Raw genomic sequence first — 814 nt, 5'->3', positions numbered from 1 at the left:
CAGCACCTGCTGTTCGAGACCACGCCCCTGCCCATGCTGGTCACCGACGCGGACCACCGCGTGGTACTGGTCAACAAGGCCTGGGAGGACTTCTTCGGCCGCGGCCGCTATGCCGTGCTCGGCCACGAGATCAAGGGCCTGCACTCGCGCGACGATGCCCTGCTGCAGATACGCAGCAACCAGGTCGTGATGCGCTCGGGCCAGCGCATGGTGCTGGAGGCCCGGCTGCCCCACATGGACGGCAGCTACCGCGACGTGCAGATCTCCAAGGCGGCGGTCAAGGATGCCCAGGGGCAGACCACCGGCGTGCTCAGCATCTTTGTGGATGTGAGCGAATTCCGCGCGGCCGAGCATGCCACGCGCGAGGCCCGCGACGCGGCCGAGGAGGCCTTCCGCGTGAAGTCGGAATTCGTCGCCAACATGAGCCATGAGCTGCGCACCCCGCTGCAGTCCATCATGGGCTTTGCCGAGCTGGGCAGCCTGCGCTCGCGCGGCAATCCCGCCATGGCCGACATGTTCAACGACATCCATGCGGCGGGCCAGCGCATGCTGGCCCTGGTCAATGACCTGCTCGATGTGGCCAAGCTGGACAGCGCCGTGGGAACCATCCACCTGGAGCGCACGGACCTGCGCAGCCTGATCCGGCCGGTCGTGCGCGAGCTGGAGCCGCAGCAGCAGCACAAGCTCATCGACCTGCGGCTCGAACTCGACGACGCCCCGCTGATCGCCAAGGCCGACCCCGTGCGCTTCCAGCAGGTGGTGCGCAATGTGCTGGCCAATGCCATCAAGTTCTCGCCCATCGGCGGGCGCATCG

Annotated in this window: 1 protein-coding gene; it reads left to right on the top strand. The window is 67.6% G+C overall.

The features are described from left to right. Nucleotides 1-814: PAS domain-containing sensor histidine kinase (locus tag ACF8LI_RS17425; protein ID WP_392413516.1), on the top strand; the 814-nt coding region annotated here is incomplete at both ends.

It is taken from the genome of Delftia sp. WSY_12 (genome assembly GCF_043104645.1).
GTDB classification, from domain to species: domain Bacteria; phylum Pseudomonadota; class Gammaproteobacteria; order Burkholderiales; family Burkholderiaceae_C; genus Comamonas; species Comamonas tsuruhatensis.
Note: the sequence above shows the minus strand (reverse complement) of the source record. Positions and strands in the feature narration are given on the sequence as shown.